The sequence below is a fragment of the Methylobacterium isbiliense genome (assembly GCF_022179325.1).
Lineage (GTDB): Bacteria > Pseudomonadota > Alphaproteobacteria > Rhizobiales > Beijerinckiaceae > Methylobacterium > Methylobacterium isbiliense.
Genome location: NZ_BPQQ01000041.1, coordinates 37,466 through 62,294 on the forward strand (window position 1 = coordinate 37,466; position 24,829 = coordinate 62,294).

Annotated in this window: 18 protein-coding genes; 7 read left to right on the top strand and 11 right to left on the bottom strand. The window is 72.9% G+C overall.

Going from position 1 to position 24,829, the window contains the following annotated elements; translation table 11 throughout:
- Positions 1 to 11: 11 nt before the first annotated feature.
- From MFF61_RS18100 to MFF61_RS18130, 7 genes are all read right to left on the bottom strand, one after another.
- The gene (locus tag MFF61_RS18100) at positions 12 to 1,772 is read right to left on the bottom strand and encodes a response regulator (protein WP_373324731.1); all 1,761 of its coding nucleotides are present in this window, start codon (positions 1,770 to 1,772) and stop codon (positions 12 to 14) included.
- Positions 1,769 to 2,815 (bottom strand): chemotaxis-specific protein-glutamate methyltransferase CheB, encoded by a 1,047-nt coding sequence (cheB, locus tag MFF61_RS18105; protein WP_238236758.1) that lies wholly within the window; start codon positions 2,813 to 2,815, stop codon positions 1,769 to 1,771. Before cheB ends, MFF61_RS18100 begins: the two co-directional genes overlap by 4 nt.
- A gap of 127 nt (positions 2,816 to 2,942) precedes the next feature.
- Positions 2,943 to 5,288 carry a hybrid sensor histidine kinase/response regulator gene (locus MFF61_RS18110; RefSeq protein WP_238236712.1) on the bottom strand — a complete coding sequence of 782 codons (2,346 nt, stop codon included), beginning with the start codon at positions 5,286 to 5,288 and terminating at the stop codon, positions 2,943 to 2,945.
- Positions 5,289 to 5,310: 22 nt separating this feature from the next.
- Positions 5,311 to 6,987, bottom strand: a complete 1,677-nt coding sequence (locus tag MFF61_RS18115; RefSeq protein ID WP_238236713.1) for a methyl-accepting chemotaxis protein — start codon at positions 6,985 to 6,987, stop codon at positions 5,311 to 5,313.
- 28 nt (positions 6,988 to 7,015) lie between these two features.
- Entirely contained in the window at positions 7,016 to 7,597 is a 582-nt protein-coding gene (locus tag MFF61_RS18120) for a chemotaxis protein CheW (protein WP_238236714.1), read from the bottom strand.
- A complete protein-coding gene (locus MFF61_RS18125) occupies positions 7,594 to 9,039 on the bottom strand; it encodes a CheR family methyltransferase (RefSeq protein WP_444543594.1) in 1,446 nt (481 codons plus the stop codon). Before MFF61_RS18125 ends, MFF61_RS18120 begins: the two co-directional genes overlap by 4 nt.
- A gap of 10 nt (positions 9,040 to 9,049) precedes the next feature.
- The gene (locus MFF61_RS18130; protein ID WP_238236717.1) at positions 9,050 to 9,541 is read right to left on the bottom strand and encodes a chemotaxis protein CheW; all 492 of its coding nucleotides are present in this window, start codon (positions 9,539 to 9,541) and stop codon (positions 9,050 to 9,052) included.
- Between the two features lie 359 nt (positions 9,542 to 9,900).
- Here MFF61_RS18130 and MFF61_RS18135 point away from each other — a divergent pair, with 359 nt between their 5' ends.
- From MFF61_RS18135 to MFF61_RS18145, 3 genes are all read left to right on the top strand, one after another.
- Entirely contained in the window at positions 9,901 to 11,679 is a 1,779-nt protein-coding gene (locus MFF61_RS18135) for an acetolactate synthase 3 large subunit (protein ID WP_238236718.1), read from the top strand.
- A gap of 16 nt (positions 11,680 to 11,695) precedes the next feature.
- The gene (gene ilvN, locus MFF61_RS18140) at positions 11,696 to 12,238 is read left to right on the top strand and encodes an acetolactate synthase small subunit (RefSeq protein WP_238236721.1); all 543 of its coding nucleotides are present in this window, start codon (positions 11,696 to 11,698) and stop codon (positions 12,236 to 12,238) included.
- A 173-nt stretch (positions 12,239 to 12,411) separates the two neighbouring features.
- Positions 12,412 to 13,068, top strand: a complete 657-nt coding sequence (locus MFF61_RS18145) for a DUF1345 domain-containing protein (RefSeq protein WP_238236722.1) — start codon at positions 12,412 to 12,414, stop codon at positions 13,066 to 13,068.
- On the opposite strand, the gene MFF61_RS18150 is transcribed toward MFF61_RS18145, so the two are convergent.
- The 3 genes from MFF61_RS18150 to MFF61_RS18160 form a co-directional block, all read right to left on the bottom strand.
- Positions 13,069 to 13,506, bottom strand: a complete 438-nt coding sequence (locus MFF61_RS18150; RefSeq protein WP_238236723.1) for an EamA family transporter — start codon at positions 13,504 to 13,506, stop codon at positions 13,069 to 13,071.
- Positions 13,507 to 13,512: 6 nt separating this feature from the next.
- On the bottom strand, positions 13,513 to 15,261 hold the full coding sequence (locus MFF61_RS18155; protein WP_238236724.1) for a class I adenylate-forming enzyme family protein: 1,749 nt from the start codon (positions 15,259 to 15,261) through the stop codon (positions 13,513 to 13,515).
- Between the two features lie 81 nt (positions 15,262 to 15,342).
- Entirely contained in the window at positions 15,343 to 16,110 is a 768-nt protein-coding gene (locus tag MFF61_RS18160) for an SDR family oxidoreductase (protein WP_238236725.1), read from the bottom strand.
- A 264-nt stretch (positions 16,111 to 16,374) separates the two neighbouring features.
- Here MFF61_RS18160 and MFF61_RS18165 point away from each other — a divergent pair, with 264 nt between their 5' ends.
- From MFF61_RS18165 to MFF61_RS18180, 4 genes are all read left to right on the top strand, one after another.
- A complete protein-coding gene (locus tag MFF61_RS18165; protein WP_238236726.1) occupies positions 16,375 to 17,577 on the top strand; it encodes an acetyl-CoA C-acyltransferase in 1,203 nt (400 codons plus the stop codon).
- A 253-nt stretch (positions 17,578 to 17,830) separates the two neighbouring features.
- On the top strand, positions 17,831 to 19,906 hold the full coding sequence (locus MFF61_RS18170; RefSeq protein WP_238236727.1) for a 3-hydroxyacyl-CoA dehydrogenase NAD-binding domain-containing protein: 2,076 nt from the start codon (positions 17,831 to 17,833) through the stop codon (positions 19,904 to 19,906).
- Positions 19,907 to 19,966: 60 nt separating this feature from the next.
- Positions 19,967 to 21,175: a pimeloyl-CoA dehydrogenase large subunit gene (gene pimC, locus MFF61_RS18175; RefSeq protein WP_238236730.1), complete on the top strand. Its 1,209-nt coding sequence runs from the start codon at positions 19,967 to 19,969 to the stop codon at positions 21,173 to 21,175.
- A gap of 85 nt (positions 21,176 to 21,260) precedes the next feature.
- A complete protein-coding gene (locus MFF61_RS18180; RefSeq protein WP_238236732.1) occupies positions 21,261 to 22,409 on the top strand; it encodes an acyl-CoA dehydrogenase family protein in 1,149 nt (382 codons plus the stop codon).
- A gap of 51 nt (positions 22,410 to 22,460) precedes the next feature.
- Here MFF61_RS18180 and MFF61_RS18185 read toward each other — a convergent pair whose 3' ends face one another.
- The gene (locus MFF61_RS18185; RefSeq protein ID WP_238236733.1) at positions 22,461 to 24,752 is read right to left on the bottom strand and encodes an NADP-dependent malic enzyme; all 2,292 of its coding nucleotides are present in this window, start codon (positions 24,750 to 24,752) and stop codon (positions 22,461 to 22,463) included.
- Between the last annotated feature and the right edge of the window lie 77 nt (positions 24,753 to 24,829).

Here is a 24,829-nt window from a genome sequence, read left to right on the forward strand (position 1 = left end):
CCCGCCCACGGTCACGAGGCCCGCCGCGGAATGCTGATGACGAAGGAGGCGCCGCCCCCGGGCGCCGTCTCGACGGTGATCGCGCCGCTATGCGCCTGAACCACGCCGTACGCAATGGCGAGGCCGAGTCCCGTGCCGGACCCGACCGGCTTGGTGGTGAAGAACGGCTCGAAGATGCGCTCGCGCAGGTGCTCCGGCACGCCCGGCCCCGTGTCGCTGATGCGGATGAGGTCGTTCTCCCCGTCGCTCAGGGTCTCGACCGTGATCGTGCCCTCGCCGGGAATCGCGTCGGCGGCGTTGCCGATCACGTTCATCACCACCTGGTTGAGGAGCGCGGGCGTGCAGTGGATCTCGGTGGCGCCGTGGAGGCGCCGCTCCACCGCGATGCGGGTGCCGAGCTTGTGCTGGAGCAGCGCCAGCACGGTCTCGATCGCCTCCGGCACGTTCACGGAGCGCATCTCGCCCTCGTCGAGGCGCGAGAACTTGCGCAGGTTCACCACGAGGTCCTGGATGCGCCCGAGGCCGAGCCGCATGGAGCCCGCCCGGTCGCGGGCCTTGACCAGCGCGCGCCGGGCCGGCTCCGACAGGGCGTCCGCCTCGGCGCCGATCTCGCCGAGCAGGCGCTCCACCGTGCCCTGGTGGGCGAGGATGAAGGCGAGCGGATTGTTGATCTCATGGGCGATGCCGGCGACGAGTTCGCCGAGCGAGGCCATCTTGGCGGCCTGGACGAGCTTGGCCTGCGCGTCCTTGAGCTGCCGGTTGGCGTCCGCGAGGTCGTGGTTGGCCTGGGCCAGCGCCCCCGCGAGCGCCGCCTTGGCCTCGGCGGCGGCGGCCTCGGCCCGGGCGCGCTCGGCCGCGCGCTCGTGCTGGCTCAGTTCGTCGGCGACCCGGCGGTTGTCCTCGTCGAGGAGCTTGCGGCGCACGAGCGTGCGCACCCGGATCGCCAGCACCTCGCCCTCGGCGCCCTTGGGCACCACGTCGTCGACCCCCGCCGAGAAGGCGCGGACCAGCAGGTCCTTGCTCGACGCCCCGGCGCTGCCAATGCCCACGAGGGAGAAGCCGCCCGCGCCGTCGCCGCGCAGGGCCGCGATGCGCCGGCAGAGCGCGACGGCATCGTAGGTCGCGGCCAGGAGATCGACGGTGACGCAGTCGAAGGCCGCCCCGGGCGCGCCGAGCGCGTCGAGCGCCTCCTCGGGCCCGGCGGCGGTCACGACCTCGTGGCCCTCCTGGGCGAGGAGGCCGGCGAGAGCGGCGCGGTCGCTGGCGCTCGCGTCGATCACGAGGAGGCGGGCGCGCCGGAAGGCGCCGTGCGCCGCCTCGCGCGGGCCGGCCGCGCCGCGCTCGCGCAGGAGCGCGCGGATGCGCAGCACCAGGAGGTCGCGGTCGGCGGATTTCGGCACGTAGGCATCGGCGCCGCTCTCGAGCCCCTGGCGCTCCAGGTCGCGGCCCTTGGCCTCCGTCAGCATCAGGACCGGGGTCGCGCGCGTGCGCAGCGACAGGCGCATCTGGCGCGTGAGTTCGTCACCGTTGATGCCGGGCAGGTGGTAATCGGCGACGACGAGATCCGGCACGCCCCGGTTCAGGGCTTCGAGCGCGGCCTCGGCGGTGGCGCAGCGCGTGACCGCGAACCCGCTCGCCTCCAGGAGCAGGCGCAATTGCAGGGCCTGCGTCTCGGAATCCTCCACGAGGAGGATCCGGGCCGGGACCTCGCGCGGGGGCCCGCCGGCCTCGTCCGGGAGCGCCCCGGCCATGCCCGGGACCGGCGCGCTCATCGCGGACCTCCGGGCTGGACCGCGCGCAACAGGCGCGGGGCGATCAGGTCGAGGGGCAGCACCGACCCGGCGGCCCGCAGGCGCACCGCCGCCGCCGGCATGCCGTAGACCACCGCCGAACTCTCGTGCTCGGCCAGCGTGAAGGCGCCCGCCATGCGCATGTCGAGGAGGCCCGCCGCCCCGTCCTCGCCCATGCCGGTGAGCAGGATGCCGAGCCCGCGCGGCCCGGCCACCCGGGCGACCGAGCGGAACAGCGCGGTGGCGGAGGGGCGCTGGCCGCCCACCGGCGCCTCGTCCGAGACGGCGATGAGGCCGCCGCTGCCGAGCACGAGGTGCCGGTCGCCGGGCGCGACGTAGACGTGGCCGGGCAGGGGGCGCACCCCGTCGCGGGCGATCTCGACCGCGAGCGGCACCACGCCGTTCAGCCACGCGGCGAACCCGTCCATGAAGGCGGCGCCCATATGCTGCACGAGGAGGATCGGCGCCGGGAAGTCGGCCGGCAGGGCGCCGATGAGCCGCGCGAAGGCGGGCGGTCCGCCCGTCGAGGCCGCCACCGCCACCAGGGTCGGCAGCACGCCCGCCTCGTCGCGCGCCGGCAGGTCGGGGAGCGGGACGGGCCGCGCGCGCTCCGCCCCGATCGCCCGGCGGCGGATCACCGGCACCGCGCTCATGATCCGCAGCTGCGTGCAGATCTCGTCCGAGACCGCCTCGTAGGCCCGGTGCCCGGTGCCGACCGGCTTCTCCACCACGCTGAGCGCGCCCGCCCGCAGGGCGTTCATCGAGATCTTGAGGGAGGCGTCCTCCACCGCATCCGCGATCACCACGATCGGGGTCGGCCGCTCGGCCATGATCCGCCGGGTGGTCTCCAGCCCGTCGATGCCCGGCAGGCGGATGTCCATCGAGATCACGTCGGGCTGCACCCGGTGGATCTCCCGCAGCGCCTCCTCGCCGGAGGAGACCGCGGCCACGAGGGCGAGGCGCGGATCGCGGCTCACGATATGGGCGAGGAGCTGGCGCACCACCAGGGAATCCTCGACCAGCATGACGCGGATGGGCGCGCTCACCGGCCCGCCTCCCGCCGGCGGCGCGAGGCGGGCCGGGCCGCGGTGCCGGGGCGGCCGGCGGCGTCGAGGGACCGCCGGGACGGGACGGAGGGGCGGGCGAGGGGGCTCACAGCAACTGACCGATCGTGTCGAGGAGTTCGCGCTGATCGAACTTCTGCTTGGTGATGTAGGCGTCGGCGCCGAGATCGAGACCGCGACGGATGTCCGCGGGGTCGCCGCGGGAGGTCATCAGGATCACCGGCAGGCGCGTCAAGTCGGGATCCTCCTTGATCGCCCGCAACAGCCCGAAGCCGTCGAGGCGCGGCATCTCCACGTCGGCCACCACGAGGTCGACCTGCGCCCCGTCGCGGCGCAGCCGGTCGAGGCCGTCCTGGCCGTCGACGCAGACGAAGACCCGGTAGCCCTCGGCCTCCAGGATGCTCTTCTCCAGCGTCCGGGTGGTGATCGAATCGTCGACGACGAGGATCGTGGGCGTGCGCCGGCGGGCGCTGCGGGCCGCCGGCGCCGGAAGGGCGGCAAGCCGCCCGCCCGCCTCCGCCGAGCGGGCGACGAGGCCGGCCGGATCCAGCACGAGGGCGGGGCTCTCGTCGGCGAGCAGGACCGTGCCGGAGACGAGGCCGGGATCGCCCCCGATCGGCGGCGGGGGACCGACGAGGCTCGGGCGCACGTCGAGGAGCCGGTCGACCGCGACCGCGCAGAGGTCGGCCCCATTGCGCACCAGCACGGCGCGCACGCGCCCGTCCTCGACCGGCAGCGCCGCGGGGCCGCCCAGCAGGGCGGCGAGCGGCACCACCGGGACGCTGACCTCGCGCCCGTCGAGGGCGACCCGGGCGTGGGGCAGCCCGGAGACCGGGACGAGGTCGGACGGGGCGAGGCGCAGCAGGCGCGCGGTCGCGCTGCCCGGCAGGGCGTAGATCCGGCCCGCCGCCTCGACGAGGAGGAGCGGACGGCGCGCCGCCGAGACCGGCACCGTGACGATCACCTCCGCGCCCCAGGGCTCGGCCCGCCGCAGCCGCGCCCGCCCCCGCAAGGCGGCGACCGCCTCTGCGACCACCGAGAGTCCGACGCCGCGGCCCGCGAGCCGGTCGACCCGCTCGGCGGTGGAAAAGCCCGGCGCGAAGACGAGGCGCAGGGCCTCGCGGGTGCTCGGGCGGGCCTCCGGCGGGATCAGGCCCTGGCGGCGGGCGGTCTCGACGATGCGCGGGATGTCGGGGCCGCGCCCGTCGTCGCGCACGGAGAGCACGAGGTCGCCGCCGCGCAGGCTCACCGACAGGGTGATGGTGAGCGCCTCCGGCTTGCCGCGCGCGCGCCGCGCCTCCGGCGGCTCCGCCCCGTGGCTCACCGCATTGCGCATCAGGTGCAGGACCGGATCCTTGAGGGCCTGGAGCAGGACCCGGTCGACGGGCCGATCGAGGCCCTCCAGCCGCACCTCCACCGGCAGCCCGGCCTCGCGGGCGATCTCGCGCACCATGCGCCCGTAGCCGCCGAAGACCGTCTCGGCGGGCACGAGGAGGAGGCGGTCGGCATCCTCGCGCAGGCGCCGCACCGCGACCTCGACCGTGCCGGCGGCGCGGTGCTGCGTGCGGGCGAGGCCGGAGGCGCCGCGCACCATCGCCCGCACCTCGCCGTCGAGGCGGCGCAGCAGGTCGAGGGCGGCGTCGAGGGCGGCCGCCCCCGGATCGCCCGCCTCGCGCAGGCGGCGCGACAGGGTCGAGACCTCGCCGGCCCGCTCGCGCAGGGCGTCGGCGGTGCGCCGCAGCGCCCGTCCGCCGCTCTCCAGCGCCGCCACCGCCCCGCCGATCTCGTCCTGGCTCTGCAGGGCGAGGGAGAGGTCGTGCACCGCCCGCGAGAGGCGGTCCACATCCTCGCCCGCCACGCGCAGCACCGCGGGCGCGGCCTCGGCGGGCTCGGCGCGGGGCGCCTCGGCCGGCCGCGGCGCGGGCACGGTCTCGGCAGAAGGGGGGTGTGGCGCCTCGGCTGGCCGCGGCGCGGGCGTGACCTCCGTGGCAGCCGGGCGGGGCGCCGCGGCGGGCCGCTGCGCAGGTGCGGTCTCGGCCGAGGGCTGCGCGGCCGCCGGGCTCCCCGACAGGCAGCGGTCGAGGGCCGCGGCAGCGTCCTGCGGCAGGGCCGGCTCGGGCACCTCCGCGAGCGCCGCCACCATCCCCTCGATGCGGTCGAGGGCGAGCGTCACGGCAGCCTCGGCCGCCCGGTCGAGGGGCTGGGCGCCCTCCACGATGCGGTCGAACAGGGTTTCCAGGCGGTGGGCGATGTCTTCCACCGCCGGCAGGTCGACGGCGCGCGCCGCGCCCTTCAGGCTGTGGGCGCGGCGGAAGACGTCGTTCCAGTCCGGCGCGGCGCCGGCCCGCGCGGCGGCGAGCGCCGCCCGGATGGCGCCGAGATGCTCCCGGTGCTCGGCCTCGAAGGCCGCGAGCAGCATGGCGCGGATGTCCATCGGGCGGGCTCCCCGGGCCGCCCTAGAGCCGGTAGCGCTCGGCGAGCGCGGTGAGGGCGGTCGCGAGTTCGCTGAGGTTGGCCGCCGCGGTCTCGACCTGCCGGGTGCCGGCCGCCGTCTGCTGGCTCGCCTGCCGGATGTTCTGGAGGGCGCCCATCACCTGCTCGATGCCGAGCTGCTGCTGGTTGGTCGAGGCGACGATCTGCTGGAAGGTCTGGACGCTCTCCTGCACCCGGGCGGTGATCTCCTCGATCGTCGCATGGGTGGTGTCCGAGCGCTCCTTGCCGAGCGCCACGCGCTTGACCGCCTCCTCGGTCAGCATCACCGAGGCGTTGATGCCGCGCTGGATGTCGCCGAGCAGCGCGCGCACCTGCACGGTCGCCTCCTTGGCCTGGTCGGCCAGCGCCTTCATCTCGCTCGCCACCACCGCGAAGCTGCGGCCGGACTCGCCCGCCGCCGCCGCCTCGATGGCGGCGTTGAGCGCGAGGAGATGCGTGCGCTCCGAAACGTCGTTGACCGTCGCGATGATCTCGCCGATGGCCTGCGTCTTCTCGCTGAGCGCCACGATGTTGCCGGCCACGGCCTCGCTCTGCTCGCGGATCGCGTCCATGGCGCGGGCGGTCTCGTCGACGGCGCGCAGGCCCGCCTGCGAGGTCTGGGCGGTGGCCTGGGCGGTGGCGATCACCTCCTGGGCGCGCTTGCCGATCTGGGCCCCCGCATGGGTGATCTCGTCGACGGTGGCGGCGGTCTCCTGCACGGCGGCGAACTGCTCCTCGACGCTCGCGGCCTGCTCCTGGGCGGAGGCGCGGATCTCGGCGGCGGCGGCGTTGAGGTTGGCGGTGGCGCTGCGGTTCTGGCTGGCGAGCTGACGCAGCCCCTCCACCATCTGGTTCAGCACCACCCCGAGCCGGCCGAACTCGTCGCGGCTGGTCTCGGCAAGCCGGCCCGAGAGGTCGCCCTCGCCGACCCGCGCGACGAAGGCCATCACGGCCTCGAGCGGGGTCGCCACCGCGCGGCGGATCAGCCACGTGATCACGAGCGCCATCACCACGCAGGTGGCGAGCGCCGCGATGGTGGAGATGCGGCTCTCCTCGTAGATGTCGCCGACCCGCCGCTGGCCCACCGCGATCACGGTCCCGAGCGCGTCGCGGGCCTGCGCCATGGCGCGCACGAAGTTCTCCTGCGCCTGGTCGAGGGCGGTCTCGGCCGACTGGATCGTCGCGAGATCCGAGGATCCCAGGGCCTCGAACTGGCGCTCGGTGAGGGTGCGGATGCTGCGCAGCTCCACGCTCGCCGCCGTCAGGATCTCGCTCATCTGCTGCCACGCGGCGGCCCGGTCGGCGGAGAGCGACTGGGCGCGGAACTCGGCCGTGCTGGCGATGGTGCCGGCGAGCGCCGTCTCGGTCGCCGCCGCGGCCTGGCGCCAGGTCACGGCCGGCTCCTCCTTGGGCGGGACCTCCCGGTTGAGCGCCCGCAGGAAGTAGCGCGTGGTGGCCTCGTCCCGCAGGTCGCTCATCCGGCGCTGGGCCTCGCGGATGGTGTCGAGCTGACGCATGACCACGAGGTCGCGGGTGACGATGATGTCGGTGGAGCGGCGCACGTCGCCGATCTGCGCCAGGGCGTAGATGCCGAGCGCCACGATCACCAGGATGACGGCGGTGAAGCCGAGGAGGATGCGGTTCCCGATCGAGATCGACACGCTGGTCTCACGCTCCGAGATGGAAGGGTCAGGCGGGCTGCCGCGCGCCGAGGAACGGCCGCAGCAGGGCAGGGAGGTTCACCAGGGGGAAGCCCTGCGGGTCGTCGGCCCCGGCCCGGGCGCGGCCGGACACCGGGCGGTCGCCCGAAGGTTCGTCCACCAGGGCGTCGACCACCGCCAGCGCCCGCTCGACGCGCAGGCCGATGCGCGGGGTCTCGCGGCGCAGCACCACGAGGTGCCAGCGCCCGTCCTCCGGGGTCTCGGCGCCGAGGCCGAGCGCCGCCGCGAGGTCGAGCACGCTGAGGAGCACGCCGCCGCGGCCCGAGAGGCCGAGGAGCGCCGGCGGCGCCCCCGGCACCGGCGTGCAGGGCCGAAAGGGCGCCACCTCGGCCACCGCCTCGACCGGCAGGCCGAACCGCTCCGCCCCGGCCTGGCAGACGAGGGTACGCAGGCGTGCGCGGGTCTCGGGCAGCGCCTGCCCGCGCGCGGCGAGGCGGCGGCTGCGCGCGTCGAGCAGCGCCGCGATCCGGGCCGGGCTCAGCACCTCGTCGGCCAGGATCTCGTGAGCAGGGCCGTCCTGGGCGCCTGCCGCCGGACCGGGAGCCGTCACGGGGCGCCGCCCCCGAGGAAGGGCCGGGCGGCCTCGGCAAGGTCGCCGGGAGTCAATCCGTCGCCCTCGGGCAGGCCGGCCTCCGCCGGCAGGCCGGCGGCGAGCCGCAGCGCGTTCGCCAGCGCGCGGCAGCCGGCCTCGCGGCGGCCGGCGGCGATCAGCGTCAGACCGAGATGGTAGTGGGCCATGACGAAGCCTTTATCGAGGTAGATCGCGCCGCGGAAGGCGCGCTCGGCCTCCTCCGGCCGGGCGCGGGCGCGGGCGAGCAGCCCTTCGTAGAGGCGCAGCGTCGCATCGGTGGGATCGGCCTGGAGCGCGGCGCGGCAGGCCTGCCAGCTCGCATCGAGGTCGCCCGCATCGGCGAGGCGGCGCACCGCGGCGAGCGGCGTGTCGGACGCCGAGGCGGCGGGGGCGGGCGCCGGCGGGCGGGTCGACGGACCCGCGAGCGGACGCGCCAGGGGACGCGCAAGGGGAGGCTCCTGCGGGCGCGGCGTCCGGACGGGCACGTGGCGGGCCGGACGCGCAGGCGTGGCGACCGGCTCCGGCGCGGCGGGCGGGACCGGGGGCCGCTCCCGCTCCTCCGGCGGCCGGCGATAGGCGGCGGTGCCGGGCAGGCTCACGGGGTCGAGGATCTCCGAGAAGGAGGGGTTCGGCTCCGCGTGGCCGAGCAGCAGCCAGCCCCCGGGCCGCAGGCGGGCGGCGAGCGCGCGGACCACCGCCGTGACGGTGTCGGGGTGGAAGTAGATCAGCACGTTGCGGCACAGGATGACGTCGTAGTCGGTGAGCGCCAGCGAGGCGGTGCCGTCCACGAGGTGGAGCAGGTTCTGCGGCTCGAACCGGGCGAGCCCGCGGTATTCGGGGCGCAGCACCCAGGTGTTCTCGCGCGCGCCGCGGCGGAAGTAGCGCGCCCGCTCCTCGGCCGGGAGGCTGCGCAGCGCCCAGGCGCCGTACTCGGCCCGGCGCGCCACCGCCAGCACGTCGCGGTTGATGTCGGTGCCGGTGAGCGAGAGGCGCCAGTCCGGCAGCCGCTCGCCCAGGAGTTCGTGCAGCAGGATGGCGAGCGAGTAGGTTTCGGGGCCTGTGGAGCAGGCCGCGCTCCACAGGCGCAGGCGCTTCTCCGGCGACCGGGCGGCGATCCGCTCGGGCAGGATCGTCGAGCGCAGGGCGGCGAACTGCTCCGCGTAGCGGAAGAAGAAGGTCTCGCCGATGGTGATCTCGGCTTCGAGCGCCGCCCACTCCTCCTCCGACTCTCCGAGCCGGGCGAGGTAGGCGGCGGCGTCCGGCGCCGCGGCGGCCCGCAGGCGGGCGCGCAGCCGCTCCCAGAGCAGGTCGTCCTTGTCGGCATAGTAGTGGTGGCCCGTGCGCGCGACGACCGCCGCCTTCAGCGCCGCGAAGGCCGGGTCGTGGATCGGGGCGGCGGAGGCCGGTCTCACGCCGCAGATCCCGTCCGCCTCATGCCGCCCACTCGGCGAGGCGCGCCTGGGCCGCACGGGTCTGGGCATCGAGGCGCGCGCGCTCCTCGGCGAGCAGGATCCGCTCCGGGCTCAGGCCGTGCAGCAGACGCTCGCCGAGGCGGATCTCGTGGGCGACGCAGCCGTTCAGCGTGGCCCCGTCCAGCACCGGCGTCACGGCCTCGGGCGGCACGCGCACGAGGTCGGCGGCCCGGTCGACGAGGAGCGCAAGCGGCATCGGCCCGGCCATCAGGAGGAGGTGGCGGTAGACCATCCGGCGTGCCTGGGCGGGCCGCGCGAGGCCGAACAGCACCGCGAGGTCGAGCACCGGCACCGCTTGGCCGCCGAGGTCGAAGAAGCCTGCGAGCGCCGCCGGCCCGCCGGGCGGGCGCCACAGGCGGGGCAGGGGCAGGATCTCGTCCACGGCCGCGCCCGGCACCGCGCAGGCCGTGCCGGCCACATCGACCACCAGATAGGCCGTCGCCCCCGCCATCACGCCCCCGATCCCGCCCCGTCCTTCGCGCCGGTCCGGCGCGACGTCCTCGCGCGCCAGATAGGCGCCCGGCCGGGATTTCCAAACGCGGCCGCCTCCCCTTGCCCCGAAAGTCGAAGCATCCGCCATCGAAACCGGTTGACCGGGTGCCCCCGCCCGCGTACGGTCCGCGCCACTTTTCCAAGGGCAGGTGCATCGCGACATGCGCGCGGGTCTTATTGTAAGGGAGGCGCCACGGACGGGGCGGGCTTGAGACAGCTCGTGAGCCCCTCGGTGGCGCATGCAGGGTCCTTCGGGGCCCTTTTTTATTGCCCGAACGGACCCGGCGCGGCGGACAGGGACAGGGAAGGGAGCAGGCGATGAGTGCGGGCGAGGTGATGACCGGCGCCGAGATGGTGATCCGGGCGCTGCAGGATCAGGGCGTCGACACGCTGTTCGGCTATCCGGGCGGGGCGGTGCTGCCGATCTACGACGCCCTGTTCCACCAGGAGAGCGTCCGGCACATCCTGGTGCGCCACGAGCAGGGGGCGGTGCACGCCGCCGAGGGCTATGCCCGCTCGTCCGGCAAGGTCGGCTGCGTCCTCGTGACCTCGGGGCCCGGCGCCACCAACATCGTCACGGGCCTCACCGACGCGCTGCTCGACTCGATCCCGCTCGTCTGCATCACCGGCCAGGTGCCGACCCACCTGATCGGCTCCGACGCGTTCCAGGAATGCGACACGGTCGGCATCACGCGCAGCTGCACGAAGCACAACTACCTCGTGAAGTCGATCGACGACCTGCCGCGCATCCTGCACGAGGCCTTCTACGTCGCCTCGCACGGGCGGCCCGGCCCCGTCGTCATCGACCTGCCCAAGGACGTGCAGTTCGCCAGCGGCCTTTACCGGCGCCCGGTGGAGAACGCCCACAAGACCTACCGGCCGACCATCCACGGCGACCCCGACAAGATCCGGGCGGCGGTGGCCCTGATGGCCGGCGCCCGGCGCCCGGTCTTCTACACCGGCGGCGGCGTCATCAACTCGGGGCCGGAGGCCGCGCGGCTGCTGCGGGAGCTCGCCCGCGCCACCGGCTTCCCGGTCACCTCGACGCTGATGGGCCTCGGGGCCTATCCGGGCTCGGACCCGCAGTTCCTCGGCATGCTCGGCATGCACGGGACCTACGAGGCGAACCTCGCGATGCACGAATGCGACGTGATGGTCTGCATCGGGGCGCGGTTCGACGACCGCATCACCGGCCGGCTCGACGCCTTCTCGCCCTTCTCCAAGAAGATCCACGTCGACATCGACGCCTCCTCGATCAACAAGACCGTCAAGGCCGATATCGGCATCCTGGGCGACTGCGCCTCGGTGCTCGCCGAGATGCTGCGGGAGTGGCGGGCGCTGACGCCCGAGCCGGACACCGCGCGGCTCACCGAATGGCTGTCGAAGATCACCGGCTGGAAGGCGCGCGAGTGCCTCGGCTACTGGCCGTCCGGCACCACCATCAAGCCGCAATACGCGGTGCAGCGCCTCTACGAGGCGACCAAGGCCCGCGAGACCTACGTCACCACGGAGGTCGGCCAGCACCAGATGTGGGCGGCCCAGTACTACAAGTTCGAGGAGCCGAACCGCTGGATGACGTCCGGCGGCCTCGGCACGATGGGCTACGGCCTGCCGGCGGCGATCGGCGCGCAGCTCGCCCATCCGGGCGCGCTGGTGATCGACATCGCGGGCGAGGCCTCGATCCTGATGAACATGCAGGAGATGTCGACTGCCGTGCAGTACCGCCTGCCGGTCAAGATCTTCATCCTCAACAACGAGTACATGGGCATGGTGCGGCAGTGGCAGGAGCTGCTGCACGGCTCGCGCTACTCCCAGAGCTACTCGGAGAGCCTGCCGGACTTCGTGAAGCTCGCCGAGGCCTACGGCGCCAAGGGGATCCGCTGCGAGAAGCCGGGCGACCTCGACGCGGCGATCCAGGAGATGCTGGACTACGACGGCCCGGTGATCTTCGATTGCATCGTCGACAAGACCGAGAACTGCTTCCCGATGATCCCCTCCGGCAAGGCGCACAACGAGATGCTGCTGTCGGACTACCTGGGCGAGACCGGGGCGGAGCTCGGTTCGGTGATCGGCGAGGAAGGCAAGGTCCTGGTGTGAGGGCTCGGGGGATACGATGAACGCCATGAACACGCACTACCCCGATCCCGTCCGGGTCGAGCCGGTCAACCGGCACACGCTCGCGGTGATCGTCGACAACGAGCCCGGCGTCCTCGCGCGCATCGCCGGGCTGTTTTCCGGCCGCGGCTACAACATCGAGAGCCTGACCGTCTCCGAGACCGAGCACGCGCGGCACCTCTCGCGCATCACCATCGTCACCGCGGGCACGAACGCGGTGATCGACCAGATCAAGGCGCAGCTCGACCGGCTGGTGCCGGTGCACCGGGTCGTCGACCTGACGCTGCAGGGCGATTCGCTGGAGCGCGAGCTGTGCCTCGTGAAGGTGGCGGGCCGGGGCGAGCACCGCGTCGAGGCGATGCGGCTCGCCGCCGCCTTCGGGGCGCGCACGCTCGATGCGACGCTCACCTCCTTCGTGTTCGAGCTGACCGGCTCGACCGAGGAGATCGACCGCTTCGTCAAGCTGATGTCGGCCATCGGCCTCGTGGAGATCTCCCGCACCGGCATCGCCGCGATGGGGCGCGGTCCCGAGCCGATGTGAGGCGGTTCGCCCGCCGTCAGGCCCCGCGGCCCGGAGCCGGCGCAGAGGCCGGCTCGGCGGATCTTGCGCGTCCCGCATCATTTTCGCCGCCGGGCCGGTCGCGGCCCGGCGGAACAATGCTAAGGCTCGAGGCCTGTCCCGGCCCGCACCCGCGGGGCGCTTCCCTGGCGACGATGACGAACCCGCTCCTGGCGTTCTGGATGCGGCCGCGGCTGCTGGCCGCGGCCGTCCTCGTGCTCGTGCTGAGCACCGTGCTGCCCTTCGAGTCCATCTGGACGCGGCTGATGGCGGGGTGGTGCCTCGGCGTGGCGGCCTACATCGCCCTCGTCGTCCGGCTGACGGTGCGGCAATCGACCGAGGATCTGCGCCGGGAGGCCTCGCGCCTCGACGACAGCGCGCTCGTTGTGTCGCTGTTCGCGCTGCTCGCCGCGGCGGCGAGCTGCGTGGCGGTGGCGATGCTGGTGTTCGACCAGCAGGATCACGGTGCCTACCGCATCCCCCACATCGCCCTCGCGGTGCTGACCCTGGTCGCGGCCTGGGCCTTCGTGCAGGTGGTCTTCGCCATCCACTACGCCCATCTCTATTACGGCGCGGACGAGGCGGGGCACAGCCGCGGCGGGCTCGACTTCAACGGCGACCCGGAGCCGGATTTCTGGGACTTCGTCTACTTCTCGGTGACGATCGGGGCGACCTCGCAGACCTCCGACACCGACATCACCGCCAAGACCATGCGGCGGGTCGCCACCGTGCAGACGGTCTACGCCTACTTCTTCAACACCAGCGTGCTGGCGCTCGCGGTCAACATGGCGGCGGGCTTCGTGCAGCGGTGATCAGCCCTTCACGGCGACGAGCACGGCCCCGAGCGCGATCAGCCCGATGCCGAGCCAGTTGAGGCCGGAGAGCCGCTCGCCGAGGAACAGGACCCCGAACACCGCGACCAGGACCACGCTGAGCTTGTCGAGCGGGGCCACGCGGGCCGCCTCGCCGAGCGTGAGCGCCCGGGCATAGCACAGCCACGAGCCGCCGGTCGCGAGCCCCGAGAGGACCAGGAACAGCCAGGACCGGCCCGGGACCGTGCCGGGCGCCTGCCACCGGCCGCCGGCCGTCAGCAGCGCCCCCAGCACCACGACGATCACCAGCGTGCGCACGAAGGTGGCGAAATCGGCGCCGACCCCGTCGCCCCCGACCTTGGCGAAGATCGCGGTCAGCGCCGCGAAGGCGGCCGAGGCGAGCGCCCAGGCCTGCCAGCTCAGGAGAGATCCCCGCATCCGCCCTCAGAACAGCTTGCGCAATTCGCTCTTGAGGATCTTGCCGTTGGCGTTGCGCGGCAGGATCTCGTCGTGGAACAGGATGCGCACCGGCACCTTGAAGGCCGCGAGCCGCGCCGCCACGAACCCGCGCAGCTCCTCCTCGGAAGCGTCCTGCCCGCGCGCCAGCGCCACCACGGCGCCCGGCTCCTCGCCGAGCGTCGGATGCGGGATCGCCACCACGGCGGCATCCACCACCGCCGGGTGCTCGTGCAGCGCGGTCTCGACCTCGCAGCAATAGATGTTCTCGCCGCCCCGGATCAGCATGTCCCGGGCGCGGTCGACGATGGTGATGAAGCCCTCCTGGTCCATCCGGGCGAGGTCGCCGGTGGCGAGCCAGCCGTCCCGGAAGGCGGTCTCGTCGGGGCGGTTCCAGTAGCCCGCCACCACGTTCGGCCCCTTCACGTGCAGTTCGCCGACCTCGCCGGGCGCCAGGTCGTGCCCCTCCGGACCGACGATGCGCGCCTCGCAGACCGGCAGGGGCGGGCCGCAGCTGTCGGGGCGGTTGATGTAATCCTCGGCCTGATGGTGCGTGAAGGTGCCGGAGGTCTCGGTCATGCCCCAGCCGGTGGAGGGCTGGGCGTGCGGGAAGGCGGCCCGCAGGCGGCGCACCAGCTCGGCGGGGGCGGGGGCGCCGCCATAGGTGACGACCTCCAGCGACGAGAGGTCGTGGGTTGCGGCGGCCCGCTCCTCCAGCAGCTGCCAGGCGATGGTCGGCACGCCCCCGGCGGTGGTGCAGCGCTCGCGCGCGATCAGCGCCATCGCCCGCGCCACGTCCCAGCGCCGCATCAGGACCAGCCGGGTGCCCCGCCACAGGGCGGGGATCAGCGTGGCGAAGCAGCCCGTGACGTGGAAGAACGGGATCGCCACCAGGGACGCCTTCTGGGGGGCATCCGGGTCCGGGACCGGCACCGGCTCGCCGCGCCGCACGCAGGCGCGCGCCTGCGAGTAGGGATGGGCCATCACCCCGCAGGCGCCGTTGCGGTGGGTGCCGATGGCGCCCTTCGGCCGCCCGGTGGTGCCCGAGGTGTAGAACAGGGTCGCGACGTCGTCGGGCGCCGGGGCGACGTCCGGCACCGGCGCGTCGGGCAGGCCGGCCCAGGCGGCGACCGGGCCGATGATCGCGTCGAGGCTCTCGGCCCCCGGCGCCTCGGCGCGGGCGAGGAGCACGCGGGTCAGCGCCGGGCAGGCGGCGCGCCGCTCCGCGAGGCGGGCATGGCGCTCCTGATCGACGATCGCCACCGCGGCCCCGCAATCGTTGAGCGCGTATTCGAGTTCCGGCCCGGTCCACCACGCGTTGAGCGGGGCGGCGATCGCGCCCGTGAGCAGGGTGGCGAACAGCGCGACCGGCCATTCGGGCAGGTTGCGCATGGCGATGGCGACCCGGTCGCCCGGCCGCACGCCGCCGCGGATCAGGTCCTGGGCGAGCATCAGCGTGGCGCGCGCGAAGGCCTCGTAGCTCGCCCGGTCCTCCTCGAAGACCAGGAAGGTCTTGTCCCCGTGCCGCCGCCCGCCCAGGAAGATGTCGCGCAGCGTCGGCGGCGCCGCGGCCCAGACCCGGGTCGGCACGCCCCGGATCACCGCCTCGCCGACCGCGAAGGGCGAACCCGGGGCGGTGAGCCGCGCGGTCGCCTCGGCGAAGGACAGGGCGGGCCAGGAGGCCGGAAGCAGGGATGCCGGAAGACTGGATTCCGGGAGGGCGGTGGTCTCGGTCATCGGCGGCCTCGGGACGGGGCGGTCGGGTCCGGGCTTGGGGCTCAGCGTGGGGCTCAGCTGCAAGGGTTCAGGCGCATGGGCTCAGGTAATGGTCTGGCCGCCGTCGATGACGAGGCTCTGGCCGGTCATGAACGAGCCCGCGGGGCTCGCCAGGAACACCGCGGCGCCCGCGATCTCGTCGGGCTGGCCGATGCGGGCGAGCGGCGTGCGGGCCGTGTAGGCGGCGCGGCTCTCGGGGTTCTCCCACAGGGCCCGCGCGAAGTCGGTCTGGACGAGGCCCGGGGCGATGCAGTTGACGCGCACGTTGTGCGGCCCGAGTTCCACCGCGAGGTTGCGGGCGAGCTGGAAGTCGGCCGCCTTCGAGACGTTGTAGGCGCCGATCACCCCGGAGCCCTTCAGGCCGCCCACCGACGACACCAGGATGATCGCGCCGTCGCGCCGCGCGATCATGCCCGGGACGCAGAAGCCGATCAGCCAGTGGCTGGCGATCACGTTGTTGTCGAGGATCTTGCGGAACTGCTCGTCGCTGATGCCGCTCATCGGGCCGTAATAGGGGTTCGAGGCGGCGTTGCAGACCACCACGTCGATGCGGCCGAAGCGCGCCTCGGTGGTGCGCGCGAGGCGCTGCAGATCCGCCTTGGAGGAGATGCTGGCCGGCACCACGATCGCCCGCTCCTCGCCGTGGCGCGCGTTGATGGCCTCGGCCACGGCCCGGCAGCCCTCCTCCTTGCGCGAGGACACCACCACCCGCGCCCCGTGCTCGGCCAGGCGCTCGGCGATCGCGCGGCCGATGCCGCGCGACGAGCCGGTCACGATCGCGACCCGGCCGGAGAGATCGAACAGCGTCACCGGCGCTCCTCCATCATGACAAACGCTCTTGGCAGACGCTCTTGCGCCGGGGCTCCCGCGCAAAAGCCCTTGCGTTTTGGCGGGACCTTAGCTCTCTATGGCGATTAAGCAAGCCGCCCTTTCGAAAACGCGGCGGCCGGGGAGGGGCACCATGGGCAGACGCCCACGGTTTTGGGCCTTGCGGCGCCATACCCGATCCTCGATAAGTGGGCCAAAGCCCGGTCCGGCCGCCCGTGCGGCCCCACGGGCAGGAGGAGACTGGAGATGCGGGAAGCCGTCATCGTCGCCACCGCGCGCACGCCCATCGGCAAGGCCTACCGGGGCGCCTTCAACGACACCCAGGCCCAGGCGCTCGGCGGCCACGCCATCGCGGAGGCGGTGAAGCGCGCCGGCATCGACCCGGCCGAGGTCGGCGACGTGGTGATGGGCGCGGCCCTCCAGCAGGGCTCCACCGGCTCCAACATCGCCCGGCAGGCGGCGATGCGGGCGGGCCTGCCCCCGAGCGTGGCGGGCATGAGCCTCGACCGGCAATGCGCCTCGGGGCTGATGGCGATCGCCACCGCCGCCAAGGAGATCGTGACGGACGGGCTCGACGTGGCGGTGGGCGGCGGCCTCGAATCGATCTCGCTCGTGCAGAACGACAGGATGAACCGCTTCCGCGGCGCCGATCCCTGGCTCGTGGAGCGCCTGCCCGCCCTCTACATGACGATGCTGGAGACCGCCGAGACGGTGGCGGACCGCTACGGCATCTCGCGCGAGGCGCAGGACGCCTACGCGCTCTCCTCGCAGGCCCGCACCGCCGCCGCGCAGGAGGCCGGGCGCTTCGCCGAGGAGATCGTGCCCCTCACCACCCGGATGAGCGTCACCGACAAGGCGACGGGCGAGACCACCACGCGCGAGATCACCCTGTCGCAGGACGAGGGCAACCGGCCGCAGACGCGCCTCGACGACCTCGCCTCCCTCAAGCCGGTGTTCAAGGACGGCCAGCGGGTGAAGGAGGGGCGCTTCATCACCGCCGGCAATGCCAGCCAGCTCTCGGACGGGGCCTCGGCCTGCGTGCTGATGGAGGCCCGCGAGGCCGAGCGGCGCGGGCTGCAGCCGCTCGGCGCCTACCGGGGCATGGCGGTGGCGGGCTGCGACCCCGACGAGATGGGCATCGGCCCGGTCTTCGCGGTGCCCAAGCTCTTGGCGCAGCACGGCCTGAGCGTGGACGACATCGACCTCTGGGAGCTCAACGAGGCCTTCGCCTGCCAGGTGCTCTACTGCCGCGACAAGCTCGGCATCCCGGACGAGCGGCTCAACGTCGACGGCGGCGCGATCTCGATCGGACATCCCTACGGCATGTCGGGCGCGCGCATGACCGGCCACATCCTGCTCGAAGGCCGCCGCCGCGGCGCCAAGTACGGCGTCGTCACCATGTGCGTCGGCGGCGGCATGGGCGCGGCCGGGCTGTTCGAGATCTATTGAGAGCGGCCGGGAAGGCGCGGGCGGCCTCTCCCGGATGGAGCGTGGGGAACCCCTCTCTCCCAGGCGAGAGAGGTTCCCGCGCTTCCCGCGATCGGCCCTGACCCCAAGCGGAACGGCACGGGGCAATTCTGCTTAGGATTTTGATGTTGCATCATTTCCGCCGCCGAACCGGTGACCGCCTCGGCACCGGTCGTGCGCGGTCGGCGGAAGGATGCCTGGACCTGTACGGATGCACCGCGGAGGACCACGCGCGATGACCGATGCCACCCCCGTCTCCGAGAGCCGCGAGGGCGCCGTCGCGGTCCTGACGCTGCAATCGCCCCCGGTGAACGCGCTCGGCTCCGCCCTGCGCGAGGGAATCCGGGCGGCGATCGAGCGCGCCGAGGCCGATCCGGCCGTGAAGGCGATCGTGCTCATAGGCGGCGGGCGGATGTTCTCGGCCGGCGCCGACATCACCGAGTTCGGCAAGCCACAGAGCGGCATCGGCCTGCCGGACCTCCTCAACCGCATCGAGGCCGTCGGCAAGCCCGTGGTGGCGGCGATCCACGGCAACGCGCTCGGCGGAGGGCTGGAGACGGCGCTCGCCTGCCACTACCGGGTGGCGGTGCCCTCCGCGAAGGTCGGCCTGCCGGAGGTCAAGCTCGGCATCCTGCCGGGGGCCGGCGGCACGCAGCGCCTGCCGCGCATCGTCGGCCCGCGCAAGGCCCTGGAGGTGATCGTCGGCGGCGCGCCGATCGGCGCCAAGCAGGCCGCCGCGATGGGGCTGATCGACGACCTCGCGCCCGAGGAATCCCTGCGCGCCCACGCGGTCGCCTTCGCGGAGCGCGTGGCGGCGGAGGGCCGCCCGCTGACCAAGATCCGCGACCGCGAGGACCGGATCGCGGAGGGCCGGGACGATCCGGGCCTGTTCGACGCCTTCCGGACGGAGAATGCCCGCAGGATGCGCGGCTTCGAGGCGCCGGAGGCCTGCATCGCCTGCATCGAGGCGGCCTGCCGGCTGCCCTTCGAGCAGGGCCTCGCCTTCGAGCGGGAGCAGTTCCTGACGCTCGTCTCCGGCGAGCAATCGGCGGCGCAGCGCTACGTCTTCTTCGCCGAGCGCCAGACCGCCAAGATCCCGGACGTGCCCGAGACCACGCCCGCCCGCCCGGTCGCCAAGGTCGGCATCATCGGCGCCGGCACGATGGGCGGCGGCATCGCCATGAACTTCCTGAACGCCGGCCTGCCCGTCACGATCGTCGAGACGAAGCGCGAGGCCCTCGACCGCGGCCTCGGGACGATCCGCACCAACTACGAGAACACCGCCCGGAAGGGCCGTCTGCGGCCCGAGGACGTCGAGACCCGCATGGGCCTCCTGACGGACACGCTCGACCTCGACGCGCTGAAGGATTGCGACCTCATCATCGAGGCGGTGTTCGAGGACATGGCGATCAAGCAGGAGATCTTCTCGAAGCTCGACCGCATCGCCAAGCCCGGCGCGATCCTGGCCTCCAACACCTCCTACCTCGACATCGACGCCATCGCGGCCGCCACGGGCCGCCCCGGCGACGTGATCGGCCTGCACTTCTTCTCGCCCGCCAACGTGATGCGCCTCCTCGAGGTCGTGCGCGGGGCCAGGACGAGCCAGGACGTCATCGCCACCGCCATGCAGGTCGGCCGCCGGATCGGCAAGATCGCGGTGCTCGTCGGCGTCTGCCACGGCTTCGTGGGCAACCGCATGCTCGCCCAGCGCCAGCGCGAGGCGAACCGCCTGATCCTGGAGGGCGTGAAGCCCTGGGACGTGGACCGGGTGATCCACGATTTCGGCCTGCCGATGGGTCCCTTCGCCATGAGCGACCTCGCGGGCCTCGACATCGGCTGGAGCCGGGAGACCAACAGGTCGGAGACCGTGCGCGACCTCCTGTGCGAGCAGGACAGGCGCGGCCAGAAGACCGGCGCGGGCTTCTACGACTACGACGCCAAGCGCAACGCCACGCCGTCCCCGGTGACCGAGGAGATCATCGCCACGGTGGCCGCACGCCAGGGCGTGGCGCAGAAGCCGGCCTCCGACCAGGAGATCCTGGAGCGCTGCCTCTACCCGATGGTCAACGAGGACGCGAAGATCCTCGAAGAGGGCAAGGCGATCCGCGCCTCCGACATCGATATCGTCTGGATCAACGGCTACGGCTGGCCGGTCTACCGCGGCGGCCCGATGTTCTGGGCCGACGGCATCGGCCTGCGGAGGGTGCTGGAGCGCCTGCGCGCCTACGAGGCGCTCTACGGCGACGCCTTCAAGCCCTCGCCCCTGCTGGAGCGGCTGGCGGCGGACGGTAAAGGATTCAAGGATCTGTAGCAGGACGGAACCCTTCTCCCGTTTGGGAGAGGGAGGATCGGCGCATACGTGAGGGCTCACATGGACCTTCGTTTCACCCCCGAGGAGCGGGCCTTCCGCGAGGAGGTGCGCGGCTTCTTCAAGGAGAACCTGCCGGAGGACATCCGCCGCAAGATGGTCGACGGGCACCATCCGTCGAAGCAGGACATCGTCACCTGGCAGCGGATCCTCAACCGGAAGGGCTGGGCGGTGCCGAACTGGCCCGTCGAATGGGGCGGCACGGGCTGGGACCCGGTGCGCCAGTACATCTTCCTCGACGAATTGCAGAGCTTCCCGGCGCCCTCGCCGCTGCAGTTCGGCGTCTACATGGTCGGGCCGGTGATCGCGCAGTTCGGCTCGCAGGAGCAGAAGCAGCGCTTCCTGCCCCGCATCGCCAACCTCGACGACTGGTGGTGCCAGGGCTTCTCCGAGCCGGGCGCGGGCTCGGACCTCGCCTCGCTCAAGACCAAGGCGGTGCGCGAGGGCGACCACTACGTCGTCAACGGCCAGAAGACCTGGACCACGCTCGCCCAGCACGCCGACTGGATCTTCTGCCTCGTGCGCACCGATTCGAGCGTGAAGAAGCAGGAGGGCATCACCTTCCTGCTCATCGACATGAAGACGCCCGGCATCACCGTGCGGCCGATCCAGACGCTGGACGGCGGCCACGAGGTCAACGAGGTCTTCTTCGACGACGTGAAGGTGCCGGTGGAGAACCGCGTCGGGCAGGAGAACAAGGGCTGGGACTACGCCAAGTTCCTGCTCGGCAACGAGCGCACCAACATCGCCCGGGTCGGCGTCTCCAAGCAGCGCATCCGGCGGCTGAAGGAGCTGGCGGCGATCGAGCGGGTGGGGGACGTGCCGCTGATCGAGACCCCGCGCTTCGCCGAGAAGCTCGCGGCCCTCGAGATCGAGCTGAAGGCGCTGGAAATGACGCAATTGCGCGTCGTCGCCGCCGAGCGCACCCGCGAGAAGGGCAAGCCCGACCCCGCCTCCTCGATCCTCAAGATCAAGGGCTCGGAGATCCAGCAGGCGACCACCGAACTCCTGCTCGACGTCGTGGGTCCCTACGCGCTGCCCTACCTGCCCGAGGACGAGGCGGCGGATCACGGCTCGAACGAGCCGCCGATCGGCCCGGACTGGGCGGGTCCGGCCGCGCCCACCTACTTCAACTGGCGCAAGATCTCGATCTACGGCGGCTCGAACGAGATCCAGAAGAACATCATCGCGAAGGCGATCCTGGGCCTGTGACCCGCGCAAGCCCCTCTCCCGTCCGGGAGAAGGGCTCCCCGCGCGTCGTTCGGCGAGCCTTCGAGAATCCGAGAAAGACACCGTCATGGACTTCGATCTGAGCGAGGAGCAGAGCCTCCTCAAGGACAGCGTCGAGCGGCTGCTCGCCGACCGCTACGACTTCGAGGCGCGCAAGCGCCACGGGCGCGGCCCGCACGGCTACGCGCGCGAGATGTGGCAGGCCTATGCCGAGCAGGGCCTGCTCGCCGTGCCCTTCGCGGAGGAGGACGGCGGCATCGGCGGCGGGCCGGTCGAGACCATGATCGTCATGGAGGCGTTCGGGGGGGCGCTGGTGCTCGAACCCTACCTCGCCACCGTGGTGCTGGCGGGCGGCCTGATCCGCCACGCGGCCTCGGCCGAGCAGCGGGCCGCCTGGCTGCCCGGCCTGATCGGCGGCGAGACCACCTACGCGTTCGCGCATACGGAGCGGCAGGCGCGCTACGACCTCGCGGATGTCGGCGTGAGCGCCCGCCGGGACGGCGAGGGCTGGATCCTGGAGGGCGAGAAGTCGCTGGTCCTGCACGGCGACAGCGCCGACCGGCTGATCGTCTCGGCCCGCACGGCGGGCTCGCGCCGCGACGCGAACGGCCTCGGCCTGTTCGTGGTGGAGGCCAATGCCCCGGGCGTGTCGCGCCGCGGCTACCCGACCCAGGACGGGCAGCGGGCCGCGGAGGTGTCGCTCTCCTCCGTGCGGGTCGGCCCGGATGACGTGCTCGGCAGCCCGGAGGGCGCGCTCCCGGCGATCGAGCGCGTGGTGGACGAGGCCATTGCGGCGCTCTGCGCGGAAGCGGTCGGCGCCATGGACCGCATGCACCGCCTCACGGTGGAGTACCTCAAGACCCGCAAGCAGTTCGGCACCCCTATCGGCACCTTCCAGGTGCTGCAGCACCGGGCCGCCGACATGTTCATCGCCCTCGAACAGGCCCGCTCGATGGCGTTCCTCGCCACCATGATGGCCGGTGAGGAGGATGCCCGGGAGCGCACCCGCGCGATCTCGGGCGCCAAGGTGCAGATCGGGCGCTCGGGCCGCATCGTCGGCCAGGGCGCGGTGCAGCTGCACGGCGGCGTCGGCGTGACGATGGAGTACAGCGTCGGCCACTACTTCAAGCGGGTGACGATGATCGACGCGCTGTTCGGCGACGCCGACCACCACCTCGCGCGCGTGGCGCGCCTGGGTGGGCTGATCGCGGCCTGAAGGCCGTGTCGGGCGGGGGGCCCCCGCCCGGCTCACCGGCCCGGCGGCCAGTCAGCCGCCGATGTTGAACGCCGCCAGCGCCGCCATGTTGACGAGGTCGGTGTCGGTGGCGCCGAGCGAGACGATCTGCACCGGCTTGTCGAGGCCGACGATCAGCGGCCCGAGCACCTGCGCGCCGCCGAGCTCCTGCAGCATCTTCGTGGAGATCGAGGCCGAGTGGAAGGCCGGCATCACCAGCACGTTGGCGGGCTGCTTGAGGCGGCTGAACGGGTACTGGGCCAGCACGTCGCGGTTGAGGGCGACGTCCGCCGCCATCTCGCCGTCATACTCGAAATCGACCCGCATCCCGTCGAGGATCCGGACCGCCTCCTGCACCTTCTCGGCGCGCTCGGCCTTGGGATGGCCGAAGGTCGAGAAGGACAGGAGCGCGACGCGCGGCTCGTAGCCGAGGCGCCGGGCGACGCCCGCGGCCTCCACCGCGATGGCGGCGATCTCCTGGGCCGAGGGCATCTCGTGGATCGCCGTGTCGGCGACCAGCACGATGCGCCCGCGCGCGAGACAGAGCGAGACCCCGATCACCCGGTGGCCGGGCTTGGCGTCGATGACGTGACGCACGTCGTCGAGGGCGATCGAGTAGCTGCGGGTGGTGCCCGTCACCATCGCGTCGGCGTCGCCGAGCGCCACCATCGAGGCCGCGAAGTGGTTGCGGTCCTGGTTGATCAGGCGCTGGCAGTCGCGGAAGAGATAGCCCTTGCGCTGCATGCGCGCGTAGAGGAACTGCGCGTAGACCGCGTTGCGGTCCGACTTGGCGGCGTTGTGGATCTCGATGTTGTCGCGGCCGGAGAGCTCGATGCCGGCGGCCTCGGCATTGGCCCGCACCCGGTCCTCGCGCCCGACCAGGATCGCGGTGCCGAGCCCCTGGTTGACGAAGGAGAGGGCGGCGCGGATCACCACCTCCTCCTCGCCCTCCGCGAAGACGACGCGCTTGGGAAACTTGCGCACGCGCTCGAAGATGCGGTTGAGGGTGCCGGCCACGGGGTCGCGCCGGGCCGAGAGCTGCGCCCGGTAGCGCTCCATGACGGGGATGGGCTTCCTCGCCACGCCCGTGTCCATCGCCGCCTTGGCCACCGCCGGCGGGATGGTGTGGATCAGGCGCGGGTCGAACGGCACCGGGATGATGTACTCGCGCCCGAAGCGGGGGCGAGCGCCCTGGTAGGCGGCCGCCACCTCGTCCGGCACGTCCTCGCGGGCGAGCGCGGCGAGCGCCTGGGCGGCCGCGATCTTCATCTCCATGTTGATCGTGGTCGCGCGCACGTCGAGCGCCCCGCGGAAGATGTAGGGGAAGCCCAGCACGTTGTTGACTTGGTTCGGATAGTCCGAGCGCCCGGTCGCCACGATGGCGTCGTCGCGCACCTGCCCCACCTCCTCGACGGTGATCTCCGGATCGGGATTGGCCATCGCGAAGATGATCGGCTGGGGCGCCATCGACCGGATCATGTCGGGGGTGAAGGCGCCCTTGACCGAGAGGCCGAACACGATGTCGGCGCCCTCGATCGCCTCGGCGAGGGTACGCCGGGAGGTCTCGACCGCGTGGGCCGACTTCCACTGGTTCATGCCCTCCATGCGCCCGGCGTGGACGACGCCCTTGGTGTCGCACAGGATCACGTTCTGCGCCCCGAAGCCCATCGCCTTCAGGAGCTCGATGCAGGCGATGCCGGCCGCGCCCGCGCCGTTGACCACGAGCCGCGCCTGCCCGATGTCGCGGCCGGTGAGGTGGAGCGCGTTGATCACGCCCGCCGCCGCGATGATCGCCGTGCCGTGCTGGTCGTCGTGGAAGACCGGGATGTCCATCAGTTCCCGCAGGCGCTCCTCGATGATGAAGCACTCGGGGGCCTTGATGTCTTCGAGGTTGATGCCCCCGAAGGTCGGGCCGAGGTAGCGCACGCAGTTGATCACCGCGTCCGGATCCTCGGTGCCGACTTCGAGGTCGAAGGCGTCGATGTCGGCGAAGCGCTTGAACAGGACGGCCTTGCCCTCCATCACCGGCTTCGAGGCCAGCGCCCCGCGGTTGCCGAGCCCGAGGATCGCGGTGCCGTTCGAGACCACGCCCACGAGGTTGCCCTTCGCCGTGTAGTCGAAGGCCAGCGCCGGATCCTCGGCGATGGCCAGCACCGGCACGGCGACGCCCGGCGAATAGGCCAGCGACAGGTCGCGCTGGGTCGCCATCGGCTTCGTGGCGACCACTTCGAGCTTGCCGGGGCGCCCCTGCGCGTGGAACTGCAGCGCCTCCTGATCCGTGAAGGTCGGGCGCGTGCGGCGGGTGACGGGGCGGGACTCGCTCATGCCGGAACCTTCTTGGCCTTTAGTCGGAGATGACTGTGGGAGAAGTCCCATAGGGCCGCGGGGCCTGCGGCTCAAGC